The organism is Sphingobium sp. TomTYG65 (assembly GCF_055395525.1).
In genome coordinates, this window is the sequence record NZ_AP027331.1 from 477,221 (window position 1) to 498,901 (window position 21,681).

The window sequence follows — 21,681 nt, forward strand, 5'->3', positions numbered from 1 at the left end:
TCGGCGCGGCTCACCTTTGATGATCTCCTGGCTTTGAGCGTTGGCCTATCCTGATCGTCCCCGCTTGCGCGATGTCGGCAGGCGAGGATGAGCGGCCGAGCCAGAGGGTATAGTTTCCAGCGGGAGTTACCCAGCCGCCCTCAGCGCTGCTCCATATACCGAGTGGATGATGGGTGGCTTGGGGATCGATCGTGATCACCACTTCGCGCGATTGTCCTGGCGCCAGTTCGACCTTGTGAAACCCGACGAGGCGCTTGGGGGGCTGAACCGCACCGACTGCGTTCGCGCTCGGCGGAAGGGAGATATAGGCCTGGACCACTTCGCTGCCGGCAAGCTTTCCCGTGTTCCGCACGGTGATGCTGGCGCGCCAAGCCCTGCTGGTGCTGTCATAGGCGAGGCGCGGCTTGCCCAAGGCGAAGCTGGTGTAAGACAGCCCATGCCCGAACGGGAAAGCCACGCAGGGATTTCTGCCATTTTTCGGCGCGCACTGGCCGCTGATGTTCGCGTCGTACCAGCGATAGCCGATGTGCAGTTTTTCCGTGTAGGTGACGGTCTGAACCTTGCCACCGGCAGCGACCTCGCCGGGGAACTGGGCGGGCGTGAGGCTGTCGAGAAAACCCCTGCCGGCATAGGGGAAGGTGACAGGGAGCTTGCCGCCCGGGTTCTTTCGCCCGAACAGCAGGTCCGCGACGATGTTGCCGTCTTCCTGTCCGGGGAACCAGACTTCGAGGATGGCGGGGCCCTGCTTCCCCACCAATGCGGGGTCCATCGCCACCCCCGCATTATCCTTCAGCACCAGAACCGTTTTCTGCGCCATGGACCGCCCGCTGGTCGAATTCGCCGCCATGACGGCCTTGAGCATGGCCACGCTGTTGCTGTTCCTGGCAAGGGTGACGCGGGCCATGCCGCCCAGGCTTGCAGCCGTTGTCTTCGCCGCTTCTTCCGTGGCGACGGCGATGACATCGTTGCGCGCGGCGTACCAATCTAGCCCGCTGCCTGCGCCGGGCGGTGATGCGAGCGTTCGGCCGGAGGCATCGACGAAAGTTGCCCGGTCGGCCCCTTCTTCGGAAATGGTCCCCGCCATCATCAGCACCGCATCGGCGGCCCCGGCAGCCCTCATCGCGTCGGTGAAGCTGGCCGGGGCGCCGTCGATCGTCGCCTTTTCATTTGCGTCATCGACGAGGATGAGCTTGACGACGGCTGCGTTGTTGCCGACCTCCTTGAGCGCATTACGCAAGCCTTCGATCGGGCTCACCGTATAGTGCGGCACGACATCCGAACTGCCGCCGCCCGACCCCATGGGTTCGCCGGTACGCGTGCCGCCCGACACCGCCTGCTGAGCATAGGGCTGCGACGCCTTGCCGATCATGACCACGGTCCGCACGCTTGAGCTTAGCGGCAGCGCCCCGTTATTTTGCAGCAGCACGGCTCCCGAAGTGCCCACCGAGCGGGCCTTCGCGCCACCCGCGGCGAAGTCGATGGGCGTCTGGACCAACGGCCGGTCGAAGATTCCAGCCTTGAACATCTGCGTGTAGCGCCGCACCAGCGCTTGATCGATATCGGCTTGGGACAACTCCCCGGCCGCCAAGGCCGCATTGAGCTTGGCGGGCGACCACAAGCTGGGAAGCGGCATCTCATGATCCATGCCGCCCTTCATTGTCGGCACCGTGCTCTTCATGGCGAAGAAGTCGGATTGGACATAGCCGGTGAAGCCCCAGTCGCGGCGCAGCACATCGTTCATCAACTCCCCGTTTTCGCACGAGGAGACGCCATTGACATAATTATAGGCGCACATCACCGACGCGACCTTGCCGTCCTTCACCGCCATTTCAAACGGCAGGAGATAAAGTTCGCGCAGCGTTTGCCAGTCCACCTTGGCCCGGACAGTCATCCGGTTGGTTTCCTGCTCGTTGGCGGCGTAATGCTTTACCATCGCGATCAGTCCGGCGTCTTGCACGGCGCGCGTCTCCGCGACCGTCATCACGCCGGTGAGGTACGGGTCCTCTCCAAAATATTCGAAATTCCGGCCGAGTATCGGCAAGCGGGCAAGATTGGCCCCCGGCGCTTCAAATACATGAAGCGCCAGATTGTGCATCTCCGTCGCGATCACTTCGCCGAAGCTTTTCGCCGCCTGCGGATCGAATGCGGCGGCAGCGGCGAGCGCCGAGGGCAGCGCAGTCGCTTCAGCCGAAGTCGGATGCGTGTAGGCAGCCGCAAACGGAACGCGGCCTGCAGCAACATCGGGCGCGAGTTTCGCGGAAATGCAGTCATTCTGGCCCAGCCCAACCGGCCCATTGGTGATACGAAATGTCGGGATCGCCAGATCTGCAATTCCGCTGACATGACGCGCGCCAAAGCAGTGCGGCAGTTCAGGAAGGATTTCCGGCTTGCTTCCCGTCAACTGCTGCATTTTCTGCGGTAATGTCATGGCGCCGAGCAAAAGCGTCGCACGACGATTTGCGATCGCTTCACGTTCGGCGTCCGAACCCGCCGATCTCTGATCTGCGATAATCTTCTGCGCCATCCATGGCAGCGCCCCGGCTGATGAGGCTGGCTGAGCCATGGCTGGAGCGGCAAAGCTGCCCGCAACGGACATCACGCCGAGCAAAAATGCCCGTTCAGTCTTCCACCGCCGTTTCATCCGCCTCTCCCAGCGTTTCGGGCAGCGTGAACTGCCCGATAATCCATCATGTCGAACTGATATTATTGGGCGGAGCAACCCCGCTGGCGGCTTTCGGCGGCCCAGGCCACTGCGTTTTCCAGCATCGTCACATAGCGCGGATCGGAATAGGTTTCGGGCCGGTGACCGATCGCGGAGTAGAAGGCCCGCCCCCGTCCTACACAGCGCGACCAGACGATCGGATGATCGCCCATGCGAAGCTGCTGACCGGGCATGCCGACCGGATCATAGCTGGCCTCATCAAGCGTAGCGATGATGGTCGAGCCGCTTTTGCGCGGATTGTTGGTGAAGGAATACCATTCGTCCTTCATCACCCATTCCGATGGCAAGCCGCTTGCCAGCGGGTTGCCTTTCGCTTCCACCACGACGCGAGCGTCCTGAAACTGCTTCGCCACAGGATGTCCGGCAAAGCGCGCACCGATCAGCCTATCGACATACCAGTCCCAGAAGCTGACCGGATCGCCGGCAGACCCATGGACGCCGATGAAGCCGCCGCCCTTTTCCAGATATTTGCGAAACGCCTCGCGCTGCGTCAGCGTGAGAACGTCGCCACTGACATTATTCCAGATGACCGCGTCGAACTTGGCGAGGGTTGCCGGGTTCATCGCTCCGCCCTTGTCGGTGGACACCATCGCCCACCCTTTCCTCTGCGCCATGGCGAGAAGCGCGGCATGCGCTGCATCGACCGAGGGACCATCGCGGAAGCCCGTCATCTTTTCGAACAGCAGGATGCGCGGACGGCCAGCGGGCAGGATGAATTTCGGCCGTTCATTGTCATAACGTGCGCATCGCGCCACCTTGTCCGCCTTAGTCACCGGCACGGCGGCGAGAGGCGCGTCGAGAGAGGCTACGCTGTCGGGCGCCTTGCCGCGAAAGCCCGCCACGCCGCGCAACGTGATGATCGCGGAGAAGCTGGGCGCAACGGGGCCGAACATCTTGGTTGGCAGGCCCTTGAGAAGATCGGGGGCATGGCTGTCCACCACAGCCTTGGCAGCCGGGCTGAGGAGGATGTCGATCAGCGGGGAATTGGTCGAATAGGGCGCATCTCGCAGTGGGCAGTCCAGGGGTGCGCGCGCTTCGGCACTGGTCGCAAACGCTAGGGCGAATACCGCCAGAAGAAGCTTTTTCAAAATTTCCACTCCGATATTGCGCCCATGAAATCGTGCGCTGCTGTACCATTATCAGCATGCGCGGCAATCATTTAGCTGGACCGGGCCATCACATCGTCGAGAAAGCGCAGCATCAATCGGGTGACCTCGTCGGCGCGCTCCATCTGGACCATGTGTCCGGCGTGCGGGATCATCTCGACAGCTCGCAGGTCGCTATATTGCTGATGAAGCTTGGCCAGCGGGTCCTGCCCGTGGAAAGCCTCCAGGTCAGTGTCATTCTCGCTACCGATGAAATAGAAGGGAACGGGGTTCGGCACGCTTTCAAATCGGCGGCGCTGTTGCCAGCGTAAATCCATCGCCCGATACCAGTTCAACCCGCCGGTAAAGCCGGAGCGCGCATAGTCGCTGACGAAGAATTCCAGTTCCAGTTCGGACAACCATGACCAAGGCAACGGAGGCGCCTCAGGCAGCGCGTCGATATAGGCTGTGCCCGGCGGATGCTTCCACACATCGATATAATGATAGTCGCCGGACAGCGCATAGAAGACCTTCGACAGAAATTCGCGCGGCGCGGCGTTCAGCGCGGCATCGGCGACACCCGGCCGATCGGTGAAATAATGCAAATGGTAGAAGTGGCGAGCGCCCATCTCCGCCGCCTCGGTCAATGGCGAGCGCTGAGGATCGTGTGGCCAGGCGGGATTTTCCAGCCCGATGATCGCCGTCATCCGATGGGGATGGTGATAGGCCATGTCGTATATGGCGAAGAGGCCGAAATCCAAGCCGGAGAAAATGGCCTTCTGCTCGCCCAGATGATCAAGCAAGCCGACCAGGTCGCCGACCGTATGCGGCACATCATATTGCGCGGGATCGGCAGGGGCGCTGCTTTGCCCCATTCCGCGCTGATCAAATGCCACCACCCGGTAACCGGCAGCGGCTATGGCCGGGATCTGATGCCGCCAGCTGAACCATGTGTGCGGGAAACCATGGGCCAATATGACGAGCGGACCTTCCCCTTGCTCGACATAGTGCATGTCGAGCCCGTTTATCTGGGCGTAGCGATGGATCCACTCTGCCAAGCCTGCCTCCCCGCGCTGTTGACCTATCGAATTATATGTAGATGACTGCATACAAGAATAATGGGGAGGATTGCCATGTCCTATGAGGCAGGGGAAATTGTCGGCCGGCGCGATCTGCTGCGCGGAGCCATCTGGCTGGGGCTTGCCAGCGCTGCGCCGGGATATGCGCGCGCCGTCCCGCTCCAGCGCTTTCCCGCCGTCCGGGCGCTGGAAGAGCGCATGATTGCGGACAAGGCTTTCCCCGGGGCCAGCGTTGCGGTCGGCCGGGGAACAGAGCGGCCAATCTATGTCAATGACGGCACCATAGCGGTCGATAGCCAGCGGCCGGTTGACCAGAATACGCTGTTCCGCATCTATTCGATGACCAAGCCGGTCACGGGGATGGCGGCGATGCTGCTGATCGCGGAGGGGCGGATGAAGCTGGACCAGCCGGTCGCGGACTTCATCCCCGCCTTTGCGAATGTGCAGGTGCTGACCAATCCCACCCAAAGTCTCGAAACGCGTCCCGCCAAGTCGGTCATGACGATCCGCCATCTCCTGACCCATACCGCAGGATTAGGTGGCGGTCCCAGCTTGAAAGGGCCGCTCAATGCCGAATATGAACGGTTGGGCCTGACGCAGAATTTGCGCAGCCGCGCTGAACGGGCGGAGGGCGCGGTCACAAGCCTCAAGGACTTTGCCGAGCGGCTGGCGACCGCCCCGCTTCTTTCCGATCCGGGCTCCGCCTGGAGCTATTCGGTCGGGCTGGACTTGCTTGGCCGTATCATCGAACTAGCGTCTGGCCTGTCCTTCGAGGCGTTTCTTGAGCGCCGGTTGTTCGCGCCGATGGGAATGAGCAGCACATCCTTCCATGTGCCGGCTGGCGAGAAGGCGCGGCTTGCGACCAGCTATAGCGGGAGGGGCGCTGATCTGGCGCCGGTCGATGCGGGCCTGACGTCCATCTTCCTTGAAAAACCCGCATTTCCGTCAGGCGGCGGCGGACTGGTTTCGACCGCGCAGGATTATGACCGGTTCTTGAAGATGCTGGCGAATGGAGGCCAGTTCGAGGGGAAGGAGATACTGCCTGCCAAAGCCGTTGCGCTGGGAACCTCAAACCTCCTGCCTGCCGGGACGAACATGGCCGCTTATGTCGGCATACCCGGAGTGACGGGCTTCGGGGCGGGCGGATGTATCGCTGACCATGGCGGGTTCAAAGGCCTGTTCGGTTGGCTGGGCGCGGCCGGAACGGTCGGCTTCGTCGTCCCGTCACAGGGGGTTCGCGTGACCGGCCTGATCAACAACCTCTCCGTCTTCGATTTCGCCCTTGGCTTGGCGAAGGCGGTGCATACCGACCTGGCGCTGACCTAAATTCTCCAGCCGCGCGGAACGGGTCAGGCAGCCAATGCTTGCTGCTGCCTGGCCTGTTCCAGCGCGACATGATTGTCGCCGATCCAGCCGCAGATGGTGCTGACTGCGCCCAGGAAACTGCGACCAAGGTCCGTCAGCTGATATTCCACGCTTGGCGGCATGGTGGGCAATACCTCGCGAGAGACCATGCCGAACCTTTCCAGTTCGCGCAGCGTCTGCGTCAGCATTTTCGAACTGATCGGCGCAGCGCAGCGCTTCAGGTCGGAAAAGCGCATCGCTCCCTCCCCCAGCCGATAGGTGACGAGCATTGTCCACTTGTTGCCGACCAGCTCCAATATTTCGAGCGCGGTTTGGGGGTTCACTTTGGTATCCATAAGATACCTGATATACAATCGGTGCCTTGTTGCAAATAGAAACCGAACAGGATAGCCATGATTCATCGAGAGGCGCGCTGCGCCCCGAATGGAGAGGAAGCTATCATGAAGATTCTTGTTGTCGGTGGCACCGGCATGATCGGCGGCCATGCGGCCCTGTACCTGGCCTCGCAGGGGCATGATGTGACCGTGTCGGGGCGCAAGCCGCCGCAGGACAGCACCCCGCTCGCCCGCCTGTCCTTCCTGCAGGGCGATTATATCGCGGGCAGCTTCAAGGCCGAAGACCTGGCGGGGTTCGACGCCATCGTCTTTGCGGCAGGCAATGACATTCGTCATGTCCCAAAGGGCGCGGACTATGATGCGCATGTGCTGCGCTCCAACGCCGAAGCGGTGCCTCAGTTCGCGGCGCTGGCCAAGCAGGCAGGCGTCCGCCACTTCATCCATGTCGGCAGCTTCTACCCGCATATCGCGCCGGAACTGATGGAGAAGAATGTCTATATCCGGTCGCGCAAGATGGCGACGGACGGCATCACTGCGATGGCGGACGACAGCTTCCATGTCGTCAGCCTGGATGCGCCCTTCGTCGTGGGCACGGTGCCGGGCATGAGCCTGCCGATGTTCGAAGCCTATACCCGCTATGCCGAGGGGCAATTGGGTATTCCGCCCTTCGGTCCCGCAGGCGGCACCAACTTCATTTCTACCCAGTCGCTTTCCGAAGCCATACAGGCCGCGCTTGAGCGGGGTGAAAATGGAAAAGCGTACCTGGTCGGTGACGAGAATCTGAGCTTCGCCGACTATTTCAAGCTCTTCTTCCGCGCAGCGGGCAACGAGGCAGAGGTGCCTTCGCTGGATCAGGAGCATCCCATGCTGCCCGACGCGGCGCTGTTCACAGGGCGTGGCAACATGGTCAGCTATGAGCCGGATGCGAAGACGATGGCTGACCTCGGCTACCGCCGCAATGATGTTGCGCGTGCGGTGAAGGAAGTCGTCGATCAGTTCCGGTCAGCCCAATGACCGCCGCGCCGTTAGCGGGCAAAACCGCGCTTGTGACCGGTGGAAGCGGCGGCATCGGCACGGCCTGCGCGCAGGCGCTGGCCGCCGATGGCGCGCGCGTCGTCATCATGGGCCGCCGCGAGGAGGCGCTACAAGCGTCCCGCAGCAAGATCATGGCTGCGGTGCCGGAGGCTGAGGTCGCGATCTGCGCCGGCGACGCGGGCAGTGAAGAGGATGTCGGCAGGGCGCTGCAACAGGCCCATGCGCTTGCCGACCGGCTCGACATATTGGTGCCGACGGTCGGCGGCAGCGGCTTTGCGCCCTTTCTGTCGACTAGCGTGGCTGATCTTCGCCGCGATCTGGACCTCAACATCACGACGGCTTTCATTGCAATGCGGCTTGGTGCGCCATTGATGAAGTCAGGCGGGTCCATCATCTGCATATCCTCGACCGCCGCCACGCTGCCCTTCCCTGCCCTGTCGACCTATTGCGCGAGCAAGGCCGGGCTGGAAGGCCTGATCCGGACGGTCGCGGACGAGCTGGGCGCACTCGGCATCCGCGTCAATGCGGTTCGGCCAGGACTGACGCGAAGCGAAGCGACGTCGGACATGTTCGCCGACCCCGCCGTGATCGGCCGATTCCTGGAGCAGACGCCGCTCAAGCGCACGGGCGAGCCGGAGGATATCGCCGCGGCGGTCGCCTATCTGGCGGGCCCCGGTTCTTCCTGGGTCACGGGCCAATCCTTCGCTGTGGATGGCGGGCAGGAATTGCGGCGCAACCCGGATCTGCTGGGCGCCGGCTGAGCTAGGACAAGAAAATTTGCAAGGATAGGATGATGCTGGATTTCACAGGCAAATCAGTGCTGGTGACGGGCGGCGGCGCGGGCATAGGCCGCGCCTGCGCCGAAGCTTTCGCCAGACAGGGCGCGCAGGTCTTCATCGCCGAGATCGATCCGGAACGCTGCGCCAGCTTCACGGCGGGCAAAGCCATTCAGTGTGACGTCACCCAGCCGCAGCAGGTCGAGGCCCTTGCCCGCGGCATCGGCGAAGAAACCGGCGGCAAGCTCGACATACTCGTCAACAATGTCGGGCATTTCCTTCACGCCAAGCCTTTTTCCAAGCTGACGCTGAACGAAATGCAGGAAATTGTCGCGCTGAACCTGATCAGCCTGATGAATGTGACAAGCAACCTGCTGCCGCTGATCAAGGCGGCTGCGCCCGGCAGCTCCATCATCAACATCACCTCGATCGAAGCCTATCGAGGCATTCCGAACTGTTCGGTCTATGCCGCTGCGAAATGGGGCATAACGGGCTTCACCAAGAGCCTTGCGCTTGAACTGGCGCCGCTCGGTATCCGGGTCAATGATATCGCTCCTGAAACCACCGAAACGCCCCAGACGCCGGTCAGCTTTATGGTCCCGGCGGAAAATCAGGCGCATGTCAAACAATGGGTTCCTCTGGGCCGTTTCGGACAACCCGACGATTGCGCAGGCGCAGCTCTGTATCTTGCGAGCCCGCTTGCGGCCTGGGTGACGGGCACATCGATCAATGTGGATGGCGGGTCGCTCGCGGCGGCAGGCTGGATTCGCGACGTAAACGGCACATGGACCAATATGCCGATCGTGACAGGAAATGGATTGAACCTATGAGCGATGCACTGGCGAGGCTGATCGATGAAGCGGCGCTGCGGCGGACCGCTGATCTCTATGCGCAAGGCGCGGACCGGAAAGACAAGCAATTGTGGCGGTCTGTGCTCGCGGCAGACTGCCGGATCGAAGGACCCGGCTTCGTGACCGAGGGTATCGAGGCGACGCTTCAGTCGATCGATGCGCTGGGCACGATGTTCCGCGCCACCTTCCACCGCGTTCATAACCAAATGGTGATGATTGAGGGGGATGGGGCCAAAGGCGAAACCTATTGCACCGCCGATCATCTGCTGAACGACAAGGATCAGCTGTTGCGCTGGACCATCCGCTATCTGGACGAATGGCGCCGAGAGGGCGACAGCTGGCGCTTTACGCGACGCAGGCTGGAACTGCTGTGGGAGGAGATGGTGCCGGTGACCGTCAGACTTTGATGGAACTGGCGCAGCTTGGCTGCTGAATTCATTTGGTAGCAATGGCAATCGCGCTACACAGGGGTAATGCTGCCCCTGCCGGATCATCGCCGTCATCCCGGCGTTTGAACCCGAGCAACAAAGTGGAACGCGATGAGCGAGAGACGTGCCTGCATCAACGCCATCGGCTGCGCCACGCCCGGGCAGGACGTGCATATTCCCTTCATCCGCTGGGCGAGCGAACAGCTGAAGGATGAACGGGCGCGGAGCCTGTTCCTGCGCATGGCCGAACGGAGCGGCATCGATCACCGCTGGTCCGTCCTGCCCTCGGTCGAAGGGGGGTCGCCGGTCGATCCCGGCGGTTTCTATGCCGAAGGGATGCCTTCGACATCGCAGCGGATGAAGCTGTATCAACGCTATGCCCCCGCATTGGCGCTGAAAGCCATCGACGCACTGAAATCAAAGACGGATCTGGGCGCTATCAGTCATCTTGTGGTGGCCAGTTGCACCGGCTTCGTGGCGCCGGGCATCGACCAGATCATCGCCGACGCGCTCGGCCTCGCAAATGTCGAGCGGACGTTGGTGGGTTTCATGGGCTGCTATGCCGCAGTCGCAGCGCTGCGCACCGCGCGCCACATCGTCCGATCGGAACCCGCAGCGCGCGTGCTGGTGGTCACGGTCGAACTGTCGTCGCTCCATCTTCAGGCGGAACAGCAACTCGAAAGATTGCTGATGATGCTGCAATTTGGCGACGGTGCCGCCTCCGCCCTGGTGACCGCGCAGGACAGCGGCTTCGCCATGGAAACGCCTTTTGCGATCAATCTGGCGGAGTCGGCGGACCTTATTCGCTGGGAAATCGGCGACACCGGCTTCATCATGCATCTGTCGGGCGAAGTTCCAGGCCGCATCCAGACGGCTCTGCGCGATGAAAGCGTTCGGCAGCGTCTCTGTGGAGAGGTGGAGCCCGCGATGATCGGCAATTGGGCGGTGCATGCGGGCGGACGATCGATCCTGGACGCGGTCGAGCATGGGCTGGACCTGACGGACAATGCGCTGGCTGTCTCGCGAGGCGTTCTTGCCCGTCACGGCAACATGTCGTCCGCGACATTGATGTTCATTCTGGCGGACCTGCTGGAACAGGAAAGGCATGGCCAGGGCGTCGCGCTTGCGTTCGGACCGGGCGTTGCTGCCGAAGGTTTCCGCTTCTCGCGAGCGGGATGATGGTTCAGGCCGCCAGCATCGACGCGCTGATCATCGGAGGAGGCCCGGCGGGTTCCGCCGCCGCCCTTACCCTGGCCAAGACCGGAATGACGCCGCAGTTGATGGAGCGGCACGCCACGGCGAAAAATGGCGTGTGCGGCGGTTTTCTGGGATGGGACGCTATTGCGGCGCTGAAGGAATTGGGGATCGACCCCTGGTCCCTGGGCGCGCACCCCATCAGCAGCTTCCGCCTGGTGAGCGCGGATCGCTGCGTCGAGGCACCTCTTCCCGGCACGGCTGCTGGCATGTCGCGCCGCACTTTGGACAATGCCCTGATCGAAGCCGCCGCCGCCGCCGGTGCGGTGGTCAGGCGCGGGCGGACGGCGCGGGCCATCGATCCTGCCGCCAGAAACGTGCGGTTTGATGATGGGGAGACTTTGACTGCGGACGCGCTGTTCCTGGGCGTCGGAAAGCATGAGTTGCGCGGGATGGCGCGCGATTTTTCACTTTCGTCGGTCGGATTGCGCACCACACTCCCCGCCTCTGCCGCTTTGCATGATGCGCTTGCCCACCGGGTCGAACTGCATCTGTTCAACGACGGCTATGCCGGGCTACTCTTGCAGGAGGATGGATCGGTCAATCTCTGCCTTTCCGTCAGCCGCGACCGGCTCACTCTGGCGGGCAATGTGCCTGCGCTGATGGAGCAGTTGAAGCGGGAAGCGCCGCTGCTGGCCGAACGTCTTGACCCTGCGGTCCCCAGCCATTTCGACGCTGTGGCAGGCGTACCTTATGGCTGGCGCGCCCATGCTTCCCATCAGGGCGTCTTTCGTATCGGTGATCAGAGCGCCGTCATCGCTTCCCTGGCGGGCGACGGCATCGCCATCGCGCTGGCCAGCGGAGCAAGCGCCGCCAAGGCACTGCTGGCCGGTGGGCCAGAGACGGCTCCGGCCTGGCAACAGAAATGGCGGCGGGAGTGCAGCAGGCCGGTAGGAGTGGCCGAAGCCCTGCGCCATGGCGCCGCCGCTCCGCTGACCAGAAGCGCGTTGATGACTCTGCTGCACCTGGCGCCGAAGCTGGGAACGGGAGCGGCTGCGTTGACCCGCGTCAGGAAAGGCTGAGCGGCCAATCGCGCACCCGCTCGACGCACAGGCGAAAGGCAAAACGGCGCACGATCCGCACCTGATCCTCCTTTATCCCCGCCTCCGCGAGGAGGGCGCGCCAATCGGCCGGGCGGAAGGAACGGGCGATCGAAAGCTGGCCATCCTGCCGCACGATCCTGTGGACACGCAGCAATCGGGCGAGGATCGGAAAACCCCAATGGGCGAAACCGTGGCGATGCAGGTCGCAGATCAGCCAGCCCATCCGCGCATTCGCCTCCATGTGCCGCAGAAAGGTCATGAGTTGCGCATCGGTCATATGATGCGTGACCTGGCTGGATATGATGAAGTCGAACGCTTCCGGCTGATCCAGATAGTCGCCCGCGCGATAGTCGATCGCAAGGTCGGGCGGCGTGACCCGCCGCGCGGCCTGCAAGCTTTTCTCGTTCAGGTCGACGCCGATCAGTTCAGCGTCGATCCCGCGTTTCCGCGCCCAGCGGGCAATGGCGCGCAGAATATCCCCGTCGCCAAATCCGACGTCGAGCAAGCGGAAATGCTTGGCCGATCCGATGGCACGATTGAGAAAGGCGATGCTGGGCCATGCCGTGAAGGTCCAGCGGTTGACCCGCGCCAGATCGTGCAGCACCTGCTCATACACCGCCGGATCGAGATCAGGCGCGTCCATCTGCTCTTCCTGCCGCGATCGGATTGCAAGCTTTTGCATCTACGTCCTTCTCTCCGCCGCCATCCTATCATGAGCCGGGTGGTTGATGTGCCGTCCTTTTTGGCTCACCTTCAAGGCAGAAGAGGATATTTGCGATGACAATGCTGGCGTCTTCCCTGCTCATGCTGGCGTCCGCAGCCGGTGCTCCCAGCGACATTTCCGGCCTGTGGCTGACTGACGATGGTAAGGGGTTGGTTCGGATAGAGCCGTGCGGAACGCATATGTGCGGACGGATTTTGAAAGTGCTGGATACCGGCCCCGCCGTTCCCAGGACCGACAGCCAGAATCCCGACCCGCGCTTGCGGAACCGGCCGCTGGCGGGTCTTGTCACGCTGTGGGACTTCAGCCGGTCTGGATCGATGTGGAAAGGTGGCCGCGCCTATGATCCCAAGAGCGGGAAAAGCTATCGATCGACGCTGGCGAAGAACCCTGACGGGTCGCTGAAAGTTACCGGATGCGTTCTCTTCATATGCGAGTCGCGGCGCTGGACCCGGCCGAGCTAGGCCACCTCCCACTGGAATATGCCATAGCGCATGGCCCCGGTTCGCAGGGCGAGGATGAGGCGCGGCAGGCTGAGCATGAAATCGCGGCTCTGCGTGGCTTGGCTGAGCGCCAGGCGGCGGATGCCGCTGTCGCTGATCATGCTCCTTGCGAAACGGCCAAGGCAGATGGACCAGGTGCGCCGGACTTCCCGGCTGATATCCTGATAATCAGTCAGCCGGAAACCTGCTTCCGACGCCAGATGCTCATAGTCGGCGCGGCTGCCCATGCTGGGCAAGCGGCCCTCCCGGCAGATGGGCAGGAGCAGGTGGCGCACCTCCCATGGGCGGACTCCTTCGCCTTCCAGCCACGCGCAGACGACCAGCCGCCCACCCGGCCTTAATATACGCCGCGCCTCCGCGAAGAAGCGCGCCTTGTCCACCATATGCTCGGAGCTTTCGATCGCATAAGCGCGGTCGAACGAGGCAGATGGCAGGCCGTTGTCGAGCCAATCTCGGAGCAGGCAGGAAAAGTCCGCCGACCGGCCTTTTGCGACGCGGTGCTGGGCTGGCGAGACAGTCAGGCCCACGATCGAGACCTGATGGCGCGTCAGAAGGTCCGCCGCCGTGGCTCCATAGCCGCAGCCGATATCGCACAGCCTCTGCCCCGGCTGCAGCGCGAGCTTCTGTTCAACCAGCTTCACCAGCGCGGCGGCCGCCTCTTCAGGACTTTCATCGCCGTCGCGCCAATAGCCATGGTGAACATGATCGCCCCAGATGCGACGATAGGCCGGGTCCAGCTCATCATAATGGACAGCGACGCTCGCAGCGCTGGAGGGATGCTCCGGAACGATCATGCGATGGTCATGGCATTTCTCAGGGCAGCGGCCGATCTGCGTGCGTCGTCGTCAGGAAGGAAGGATATAGCAGCGTGACGGACGCCGCCGCTACGATAATCAGTGCGGCCAGCAAGGCTCCGCCCCGGTTGAGCCGGCCGCGATGGCTGGCGAACAGCACCAAGCCGAGCAGCGCCGCCGCGATCAGGATGATGATAGCTGTGAGGCCGGTAAGCGACATCGATCAAGCTCCTGAAAAGGATGATCGGTCCCCGAAATGAGGATCGCACCCCATGCAATCACCGAAGCTGCGTTTCGTTCCGGTCGCCGTCACCGGACGCTGGAGCAGCGGCAGCCGGAAATGGCGCTTCCGATTTCCGCGACTCAGGATCAGGCGCGCGCAGGCTGGTATAGGCGATCAGCGCGGCCAGAGCGACGCATCCTGCGACGATAAGCCACAGCCATCGCTTGGCATTTCTCCGCTGCCGCTGCTCTGGGTCCTTGACCATCGCTGCTTGACCTTCGCCGTCGCTGGACGCGCATGATAGCGGGACAAAAGACCCCCGCGCCCTAACCCAGGTGAGTGATCCGACCGGATCGGCGGCTTTTTTGACGCGTTGCTTCATCGACCGGCCGACGGCCCGACAAAGGACAATGTCATGAACGATCGCAACGCATTTCTTCAGGGGCAAGGCTCCCCCATCAAGGACGATGCAGCGCCGCCCGAGCAAGGTTGGCGTGGCGAAAGAGCAGCGGATGAAGCCGCCGCCCCGAAAGAGCAGCGCCGCCATGTCCCCGGCGTCGGCCCTGAGGTGGAGGAAGTCTCCGGCACCGCCTTCGTCGAGGCGCAAGGGCTGGACCAAAGCCCCAACGACGAGCCGGAAGGCCAGGACAACAGCATGCCGCAAACTGACGCGGCGGCCAAGAAACCCCATGGTGATGGCGTAAGCGACCTCGACATGAGCGGCAGCAGCCCGGGCGGCGAAAGCGCGGGCGCGCCCTACCCCCATGGGCGCAGGAAGAGTGACAATAACCCCGGCAGCATCATGGGTCATGGCGGACAGACGGAGATCGGCTATCACGGCACGGGCCATCTGGGCGGCATGAAGACGGGTGAAGACGACAACCGCAACGGCGTGGCGGAAACGGATGATTGAGGGATGACGCCGGGCCGCGGCGGCAGCGCGCGTCCCGCGTTGCCGGTACGGCTTGCTGCTGAATCCGCTTGATCTTCAACCGCCTAACGAGTTCAATCGGCAACGTCCCGGAACCAATTCGATGCCGTTTCACAACAATTATATGATCGGGGTAACTATAGGGGGATAGATGCCGTCAGGATCGGGTGTGTTCAAAACTGCCTGGGCGATAGCAGGGTTGCTGGGCGTCCAGGCAGGCGCGGTTCGGGCTCAGAGCATCGAAGAATTGCGCGACATGCCGATCGCCGCGCTGTCGCAACTGGATGTCACATCGGTCACGCGGTCCAATGCAGCTTTGGCCGATGCCCCAGCGTCCATCTATGTCATCACGCATGACGACATTGTCCGGTCGGGCACGCTGACCCTGCCGGGCATATTGAGGCTCGCGCCCAATCTGCAGGTGATGCGGGGCGGCCCGAACAATATCGTCGTCGCCGCTCGGGGGCTCAGCGGCAACGATCAGGCGCAGAATTTTTCCAACAAGCTGTTGGTGCTGATCGACGGGCGCAGCGTCTATTCGCCGCTCTATTCCGGCGTATATTGGGACATGCCGGACATATTGCCGGAAGATGTAGAGCGGATCGAGGTCATTTCCGGACCCGGAGCAACGCTTTGGGGGTCCAATGCCGTAAATGGCGTCATCAACATCATCACCCGTGATGCTGGCGCTTCCCAGGGACTCTATGGAACGATCGTCGGCGGCAACAGGACCTATGACCTGGGGCTACGCTATGGCGGGCGAGCAGGCGACGCGATCAACTACCGGATCTTCGCAAAGCGGCACGAGAATTTCGAAAGCTCGGACGGCAGCGACGATGGCAGCCGCCGCACGCAGATCGGCTTCCGCCTGGACTGGGACGCGTCCGCGCAGGATGCAGTCATGTTGCAGGGTGACGCCCATTATGGCTCCATCTCCCGCGGCGCGACCCCGTCCGAAGCCTTTTACGGTTACGATCTTCTGGCGCGCTGGCGGCGTGAAACGGCGTCGGGCGGGGCACTCCAACTACAAGCCTATTATGACCATAGCGCGCGCGAGATCGACCATGATGGCGGACGGTTCGCGCTCGATACCTATGATGTGGAGGGGCAATACAGCTTTCAGACGGGCGCCCACGCGCTCATCCTGGGCGGCGGTGCACGGATCAGCAGTTACGAGATCGAGAATATTCCGGGCCTGCTGTTCGTGCCCGATCGTCGTCGGCTGTACGTTGCCAATATCTTTGCGCAGGACAGCATCGCCCTCACCCCGCACCTGACGGCCACGGCCGGGGTCAAGCTGGAGGGGCGCACTTATACCGACCTGACGGTGCTGCCGAGCGTGCGGCTGTCGTGGAAGCCTGATGGATCGACCCTGCTATGGGGCGCGGTATCCCGCGCTGTTCGATCGCCGACGCCCTTCGATGAGGATGTGGTGGAATCGATCGGGCAGACCGTATTCCTGACGGCGCTTTCGAGTTTCCGGCCAGAAAAGCTGACCGCCTTTGAACTCGGCACGCGGTTGATGCTGTCGCCCCGCGCGTCCCTGTCGATTTCGGGCTTTTACAACGTCTATGACGATCTGCGCACGGTCGATCCGGCGCCGGGCGGCTTTCTGCCATTGCGATGGGGCAATGGGATGGAGGGGGACAGCTATGGCTTTGACGCATGGGCGGACATTCGCATTGCCGATTGGTGGCGGATAAAGCCGGGCTACAGCCTGCTGATCAACAAATTGCGGTTCAAGGACGGAGCGGTGCCCCTGCTGGGCCTGTCGCAAGCTGGCAATGACCCGCGCCACCGCGCCACGCTTCGATCGTCGATGGACATCGGCCGGCAGATCAATGTGGACGCAGATCTGCGCTATGTCAGCGCCCTGCCCGATCCGCATGTGCCGGGTTATGTGGAATTGGGCGGTCGCCTGGGGTGGCAGTTCAGCGAGCGTGCGGAGCTGTCCGTGTCCGGGTTCAACCTGCTTCACAAGCGGCATCAGGAGTTGCCGCTGTCGCAGGCGAAACCTTTGGCGCGCAGCGTATTTGTGGCCCTTAAATGGACGATGTGAAAGCACCCTTGCGCCGAAAAGGCCGCTGGCGACGAGCCGCGCAGGCTTGCCTGTCGCTGATCGCGCTGGCGGGGGCGCAGGGGAGCCACGCTACAACCGCTTCGGCATCGTTGGAGCAGGCCGTGAAGGCGAGCTTCCTCTTCAAGTTCGCGCCCTTTGTGGAATGGCCGCCAGCCGCCTTTTCCGGCGGCGACCGGAATTTCACCATCTGCATCGCCGGCGAGGATCCTTTCGGCAATGTCCTGGACGATGTCGTGCGCGGGCAGAAGATGGCGAACCGCCAGGTAAAGGTGCGGCGGCTGAAGTCTGACAGCGGCGTTGCCGGATGCCATATGCTGTTCGCCGGGCGGTCGGCAGACAAGGATTATACGCCCTTCACTCCCCTCGCCGGTCAGCCGGTGCTGACGGTGGCTGACAGGGACGGCGGCCCGCCAGGGGCCATGATCCAGTTCGTGATGCGCAGCGGCCGCGTCCGCTTTCAGATCGATGAAAGTGCGGCGCGGGCCAGCCATCTGAAGATCAGTTCCAAATTGCTCGGCCTTGCCATCGCGGTGGATCGTAAATGACGGACGCTCCTGAAGAGAAAGCGGCCAACCGCCCGCGCGCCTTTGGCATCATCGCGCAGATGGCGACGCCGCTGGCGGCGGTGCTGATCGCGCTGCTCCTGCTGGCGGCGAGCGTTGCGGTAGCCTTCCAGCTGGAACGTGTCGGGCAGATGGAAAAGGCGCGGCAAAGCGCGGTGCAGGCGAAGATCCTGGCGAGCGGGATCGCAGCGCCGCTCGCCTTTGAAGATGATGTCGCCCGGCAGGAATATCTGAACGCGCTTCGTGCCGACCCGCAGATCACGGCCGCAGCGGCTTTCCGCCCCGACGGTACGCTGGTCACCGGCTATGCGCGGCCGCCTGTCCGCCTGCCATCTCGCAACGCGCTGGCTGAACCCAGGATCGTGGGCAATGCGCTGATCGTCACGGCGCCGGTGATGCAGGGGAATATGAGGCTGGGGTCGGTCTATCTGCAATCGACGGTGGACAGCTGGTCGCGGCGGGTGACGCGCTATCTTGGCCTGGCGGTGATCGCGGTTTTGGCGTCGCTGCTGATCGTCGTGCTGGCGGCATCCTATGCTTCGCTGCGCAAGGCTCACCAGGAATTACAGAATGAAATAGCGAATAGAATGCAAGCGGAAGAGGCGCTTCGCCAGTCGCAGAAGATGGAGGCTATGGGGCAGCTGACCGGCGGCGTTGCACATGATTTCAATAACTTACTGATGGTTGCTTCCGGCGGATTGGACCTGATGGAGCGCACGGACGACCCGGAAAAGATCGCGAAATTGAAGGCAGGCATCCGGCAGGCGGTGGATCGGGGCTCCAAGCTGACAAGGCAATTGCTCGCCTTCGCCCGGCGGACACCGCTGAAACCCGAAGTCATCGACCTGCGGCAGCGGGTCAGCGGGATGGACGCGTTGCTGGAACGGTCGCTCGGCGAAAGCATCCGGATTGCCATGCATCTGCCGAGCGATCTCTGGCCGGTAGAGGTGGACGCGTCGGAACTGGAGGTCGCCATCCTCAACATCGCGCTGAACGCCCGCGACGCCATGTCGAAGAGCGGGGTCATCGTGATCGAGGCGGCCAATGTGCCCGGCGACGGCGAACGCGGCGATTACGTGCAACTGGCCTTGACCGATCAGGGCAGCGGCATCCCCCCCGATCAGGTCGCCAAGATATTCGAGCCCTTCTACACCACCAAAGGCGTGGGCCGGGGAACAGGTCTGGGGCTGAGCCAGGTCTATGGTTTCGTGCGTGCGTCAGGAGGCGATGTCCGGGTCGATAGCATCGAGGGCCGAGGGACGACCATCACTCTGATCCTGCCACGAACCACGAAGAACCCGGCTCAACATGTTGAAGATGCGCAAGCCATGGTTGCGCCGGGCAAGCACCGCATATTGCTGGTGGAGGATGATGACACCGTTGCGACTACGGTGGGCGGCATGCTGGCGGAACTGGGCTATGAGACCGAACGCGCGGAGAGTGGCGACGCCGCGCTGCGGCGGCTGCATCGCGAACGGAATTTTTCGCTGGTTCTGTCGGACATGATCATGCCGGGTGATGTGAGCGGCATCGACCTTGTTCACCGCGTCGGACAAAATTGGCCTGCGCTGCCGACGATGCTGATGACCGGCTATAGCGCCGCCGCAGCGTCGGCCGCGAAGGAAGGTATTCGCCTGTTGTCCAAGCCCTTTTCCATTCAAGATCTGTCTGTGCAGGTATTGGCGGCGCTCGACCAGAAGGGTCATCGCCCGCCTACTCCAGAATAGCCGCCAGCGTCTTGCCGGGTGGGGCAAGAGGCAGTCCGACCCAGCCCCCCTTGCGTTCGGCATCAGATAGGCAGAACATCGCCGCCGCAAACAACCGTCTTCGCCAAGAAAGATGGATGAGGAGAGCAAGGATGAGCGGCACTGAATCGCGCTCCATTGCGCTGATCGGCCCCGCCGGAGCGGGAAAAACCAGCCTCACGGAAGCAATATTGTTCATAACCGGCGCGATCCCACGGCAAGGATCGGTGGAGGCCGCGAGCAGCACTGGCGACGCGAGTCCCGAAGCGCGGGAACGGGGCAGTTCGACCGAATTGAACCTGTCGCATTTCGAATGGATGGGCGATCGCTTCAGCCTGATCGATGTGCCGGGATCGCCCAGCTTTTCCAGCGACGCGGAAATCGCGCTCCGCGCCGTCGATCTGGCGATCGTGGTCATCGATCCCGATCCCGCGCGCGCGCCGCTGGCGGAACCGGCCTTGCGCAAGCTGGAGCAGGCGGGGGTACCCCATGCGCTGTTCGTCAACAAGATCGAGCAGGCGCGCGGCAGCATCCAGGATTTGCTCGCCGCCCTTGCGCCCATGAGCAGCGCCGCGCTGGTCGCGCGGCAGATACCCATAACATCCGGCGAGCGCGTCGACGGCTTCGTCGATCTCGCGCTGGAACGCGCCTATCATTATGAGGCGGGCAAACCGTCGCAGCAGATCGCCATTGCCGCCGACATCAAGGATGATGAAAGCGCAGCCCGCTTCCATATGCTGGAGCAGCTCGCCGATCATGACGATGTGCTGCTGGAACAGCTTTTGTCCGACGAGCAGCCGAGCCTTCAGACCATCTTCGCCGATCTGGCGCAGGAAACCGCGAGCGGCCTGATCGTGCCGGTGCTGTTTGGATCGGCGGCGAACGGCTTTGGCGTCAGGCGGCTGCTCAAGATGCTGCGCCATGACACGCCGACGGCGAAGCAGACGGCCGAGCGGCTGGGCATAGAAGGCGCTGCGGCGCAGGTTATAAAGATTTCGCATGCTTCGACAGTCGGACGGCTCGCAATCGCCCGGCTGTTCGGCGGGCAGATGACCGACGGCGCGGAGTTGCAGGACAGTGCGGGCCAGTCGATGCGGGCGGGCGGCATATTCGCGATCCAAGGCGCTGCGACGGCCAAGATCCCGTCCGCTGAGCCCGGCGCGATCGTCGGTATCGCAAAGGTGGACAGTGCGCAGGCGGGCGACCTGCTGGGCATCGGCCGAAAACCGGGCGGTGCGGGGCTGGCGGCTGATCGGCCCGCCACCAATTGCGCGCTGGCGATCGCAGCGAAGGACCATAAGGACGAGGTGCGCCTTTCCACCGCGCTCAACCGGATGGCGGAGGAAGATCATGCCCTGCACTGGGCGCAGGACGAGGCGTCGCGCGAGACGCTGCTCCATGGCGTGAGCGACGAACATCTGAATGTCGCGCTGGGGCGGCTGAAGCGGCGCTATGGCGTCGCCGTTTCGGTCCAGCCGCCGACCATCGCCTATAAGGAATCCATTCGGAAGACCGTCACCCAGCGCGGGCGGCACAAAAAGCAATCCGGCGGTCACGGCCAGTTTGGCGATGTGGTGATGGAGGTCCGGCCGCTCGAACGGGGCGAGGGCATCCGGTTCGAAGAGCGGATCACCGGCGGCGCGATCCCCAAGCAGTGGATACCGGCGGTCGAAAAGGGCATGTATGACGCGCTTACAAAGGGGCCGCTGGGCTTTCCCGTCGTGGACGTCGCCGCGACACTGATCGACGGGTCCTTCCATAGCGTCGATAGTTCCGAACTCGCCTTTCGCACCGCCGGGCGGATCGCCATGGCCGATGCGCTTGCGGCGGCCTCACCCTATCTGCTGGAGCCGGTCGCGCATGTGACGATCATGACGCCCGGCGCGGCGACGTCGCGGATCACATCGGCCGTGGCGAGCCGCCGGGGCCAGATGCTGCGCATGACGAGCCGCGAGGGCTGGTCAGGATGGGATATCTTGGAGGTGCTGTTGCCCGAGGCGGGGCTGCAGGGGCTGGAAGCGGAAATCCGGTCTATGAGCCAGGGCATGGCGCATTATGAGGCCCATTTCGATCATCTGGCCGAAGTGACGCCCAAGCTGGCAAGCAGCATCGTGCAGAAGGTGAAGGAGCCGGCCTGACGCCGGCTCC

The 21,681-nt window shown here is 63.0% G+C and carries 21 protein-coding genes; 13 read left to right on the plus strand and 8 right to left on the minus strand.

Annotated elements, in window-relative coordinates:
- Positions 1 to 10: 10 nt before the first annotated feature.
- The 3 genes from ACZ5Y5_RS16030 to ACZ5Y5_RS16040 all read right to left on the minus strand — a co-directional run bounded on the left by ACZ5Y5_RS16030 (position 11) and on the right by ACZ5Y5_RS16040 (position 4,865).
- The gene (locus ACZ5Y5_RS16030) at positions 11 to 2,641 is read right to left on the minus strand and encodes a beta-glucosidase (RefSeq protein ID WP_464811488.1); all 2,631 of its coding nucleotides are present in this window, start codon (positions 2,639 to 2,641) and stop codon (positions 11 to 13) included.
- A gap of 62 nt (positions 2,642 to 2,703) precedes the next feature.
- Complete coding sequence (locus tag ACZ5Y5_RS16035; protein WP_464811489.1) at positions 2,704 to 3,819, minus strand: ThuA domain-containing protein; 1,116 nt, start codon at positions 3,817 to 3,819, stop codon at positions 2,704 to 2,706.
- A gap of 62 nt (positions 3,820 to 3,881) precedes the next feature.
- Positions 3,882 to 4,865 (minus strand): alpha/beta fold hydrolase, encoded by a 984-nt coding sequence (locus tag ACZ5Y5_RS16040; protein WP_464811490.1) that lies wholly within the window; start codon positions 4,863 to 4,865, stop codon positions 3,882 to 3,884.
- Positions 4,866 to 4,940: 75 nt separating this feature from the next.
- Between ACZ5Y5_RS16040 and ACZ5Y5_RS16045 the strand changes: the two genes are divergently transcribed.
- The gene (locus ACZ5Y5_RS16045; protein WP_464811491.1) at positions 4,941 to 6,212 is read left to right on the plus strand and encodes a serine hydrolase domain-containing protein; all 1,272 of its coding nucleotides are present in this window, start codon (positions 4,941 to 4,943) and stop codon (positions 6,210 to 6,212) included.
- 23 nt (positions 6,213 to 6,235) lie between these two features.
- Here ACZ5Y5_RS16045 and ACZ5Y5_RS16050 read toward each other — a convergent pair whose 3' ends face one another.
- Positions 6,236 to 6,586, minus strand: coding sequence for a winged helix-turn-helix transcriptional regulator (locus ACZ5Y5_RS16050; RefSeq protein WP_464811492.1), 351 nt, complete (start codon positions 6,584 to 6,586; stop codon positions 6,236 to 6,238).
- Positions 6,587 to 6,691: 105 nt separating this feature from the next.
- Between ACZ5Y5_RS16050 and ACZ5Y5_RS16055 the strand changes: the two genes are divergently transcribed.
- From ACZ5Y5_RS16055 to ACZ5Y5_RS16080, 6 genes are all read left to right on the plus strand, one after another.
- Positions 6,692 to 7,600, plus strand: a complete 909-nt coding sequence (locus ACZ5Y5_RS16055; protein ID WP_464811493.1) for an NAD-dependent epimerase/dehydratase family protein — start codon at positions 6,692 to 6,694, stop codon at positions 7,598 to 7,600.
- The gene (locus ACZ5Y5_RS16060) at positions 7,597 to 8,382 is read left to right on the plus strand and encodes an SDR family NAD(P)-dependent oxidoreductase (protein ID WP_464811494.1); all 786 of its coding nucleotides are present in this window, start codon (positions 7,597 to 7,599) and stop codon (positions 8,380 to 8,382) included. Before ACZ5Y5_RS16055 ends, ACZ5Y5_RS16060 begins: the two co-directional genes overlap by 4 nt.
- Positions 8,383 to 8,414: 32 nt before the next feature.
- Positions 8,415 to 9,227: an SDR family NAD(P)-dependent oxidoreductase gene (locus tag ACZ5Y5_RS16065; RefSeq protein ID WP_464811495.1), complete on the plus strand. Its 813-nt coding sequence runs from the start codon at positions 8,415 to 8,417 to the stop codon at positions 9,225 to 9,227.
- Complete coding sequence (locus tag ACZ5Y5_RS16070) at positions 9,224 to 9,655, plus strand: nuclear transport factor 2 family protein (protein WP_464811496.1); 432 nt, start codon at positions 9,224 to 9,226, stop codon at positions 9,653 to 9,655. Before ACZ5Y5_RS16065 ends, ACZ5Y5_RS16070 begins: the two co-directional genes overlap by 4 nt.
- A gap of 132 nt (positions 9,656 to 9,787) precedes the next feature.
- Entirely contained in the window at positions 9,788 to 10,855 is a 1,068-nt protein-coding gene (locus tag ACZ5Y5_RS16075; protein WP_464811497.1) for a type III polyketide synthase, read from the plus strand.
- Positions 10,855 to 11,952: an NAD(P)/FAD-dependent oxidoreductase gene (locus tag ACZ5Y5_RS16080; protein WP_464811498.1), complete on the plus strand. Its 1,098-nt coding sequence runs from the start codon at positions 10,855 to 10,857 to the stop codon at positions 11,950 to 11,952. Before ACZ5Y5_RS16075 ends, ACZ5Y5_RS16080 begins: the two co-directional genes overlap by 1 nt.
- On the opposite strand, the gene ACZ5Y5_RS16085 is transcribed toward ACZ5Y5_RS16080, so the two are convergent.
- Positions 11,939 to 12,655: a methyltransferase domain-containing protein gene (locus tag ACZ5Y5_RS16085; protein WP_464811499.1), complete on the minus strand. Its 717-nt coding sequence runs from the start codon at positions 12,653 to 12,655 to the stop codon at positions 11,939 to 11,941. The two genes, ACZ5Y5_RS16080 and ACZ5Y5_RS16085, sit on opposite strands and share 14 nt — an antisense overlap.
- Before the next feature lie 95 nt (positions 12,656 to 12,750).
- Here ACZ5Y5_RS16085 and ACZ5Y5_RS16090 point away from each other — a divergent pair, with 95 nt between their 5' ends.
- On the plus strand, positions 12,751 to 13,158 hold the full coding sequence (locus tag ACZ5Y5_RS16090) for a DUF2147 domain-containing protein (protein ID WP_464811500.1): 408 nt from the start codon (positions 12,751 to 12,753) through the stop codon (positions 13,156 to 13,158).
- On the opposite strand, the gene ACZ5Y5_RS16095 is transcribed toward ACZ5Y5_RS16090, so the two are convergent.
- The 3 genes from ACZ5Y5_RS16095 to ACZ5Y5_RS16105 are packed head-to-tail and all read right to left on the minus strand — an operon-like array spanning position 13,155 to position 14,479.
- Entirely contained in the window at positions 13,155 to 13,991 is an 837-nt protein-coding gene (locus ACZ5Y5_RS16095; protein ID WP_464811501.1) for an SAM-dependent methyltransferase, read from the minus strand. The two genes, ACZ5Y5_RS16090 and ACZ5Y5_RS16095, sit on opposite strands and share 4 nt — an antisense overlap.
- A 19-nt stretch (positions 13,992 to 14,010) precedes the next feature.
- Positions 14,011 to 14,211: a hypothetical protein gene (locus tag ACZ5Y5_RS16100; protein WP_464811502.1), complete on the minus strand. Its 201-nt coding sequence runs from the start codon at positions 14,209 to 14,211 to the stop codon at positions 14,011 to 14,013.
- A gap of 58 nt (positions 14,212 to 14,269) precedes the next feature.
- The gene (locus ACZ5Y5_RS16105) at positions 14,270 to 14,479 is read right to left on the minus strand and encodes a hypothetical protein (protein WP_464811503.1); all 210 of its coding nucleotides are present in this window, start codon (positions 14,477 to 14,479) and stop codon (positions 14,270 to 14,272) included.
- 150 nt (positions 14,480 to 14,629) lie between these two features.
- Here ACZ5Y5_RS16105 and ACZ5Y5_RS16110 point away from each other — a divergent pair, with 150 nt between their 5' ends.
- From ACZ5Y5_RS16110 to ACZ5Y5_RS16130, 5 genes are all read left to right on the plus strand, one after another.
- Positions 14,630 to 15,127, plus strand: a complete 498-nt coding sequence (locus tag ACZ5Y5_RS16110; protein ID WP_464811504.1) for a hypothetical protein — start codon at positions 14,630 to 14,632, stop codon at positions 15,125 to 15,127.
- A gap of 187 nt (positions 15,128 to 15,314) precedes the next feature.
- On the plus strand, positions 15,315 to 17,204 hold the full coding sequence (locus ACZ5Y5_RS16115; RefSeq protein WP_464811505.1) for a TOL_0244 family TonB-dependent receptor: 1,890 nt from the start codon (positions 15,315 to 15,317) through the stop codon (positions 17,202 to 17,204).
- Positions 17,192 to 17,770, plus strand: a complete 579-nt coding sequence (locus tag ACZ5Y5_RS16120) for a TOL_0243 family YfiR-like periplasmic protein (protein WP_464811506.1) — start codon at positions 17,192 to 17,194, stop codon at positions 17,768 to 17,770. The genes ACZ5Y5_RS16115 and ACZ5Y5_RS16120 overlap by 13 nt, the downstream gene beginning before the upstream one ends.
- Positions 17,767 to 19,515, plus strand: a complete 1,749-nt coding sequence (locus ACZ5Y5_RS16125; protein WP_464811507.1) for an ATP-binding protein — start codon at positions 17,767 to 17,769, stop codon at positions 19,513 to 19,515. The genes ACZ5Y5_RS16120 and ACZ5Y5_RS16125 overlap by 4 nt, the downstream gene beginning before the upstream one ends.
- A gap of 131 nt (positions 19,516 to 19,646) precedes the next feature.
- A complete protein-coding gene (locus tag ACZ5Y5_RS16130; protein ID WP_464811508.1) occupies positions 19,647 to 21,671 on the plus strand; it encodes an elongation factor G in 2,025 nt (674 codons plus the stop codon).
- The last annotated feature ends 10 nt before the right edge of the window (positions 21,672 to 21,681 follow it).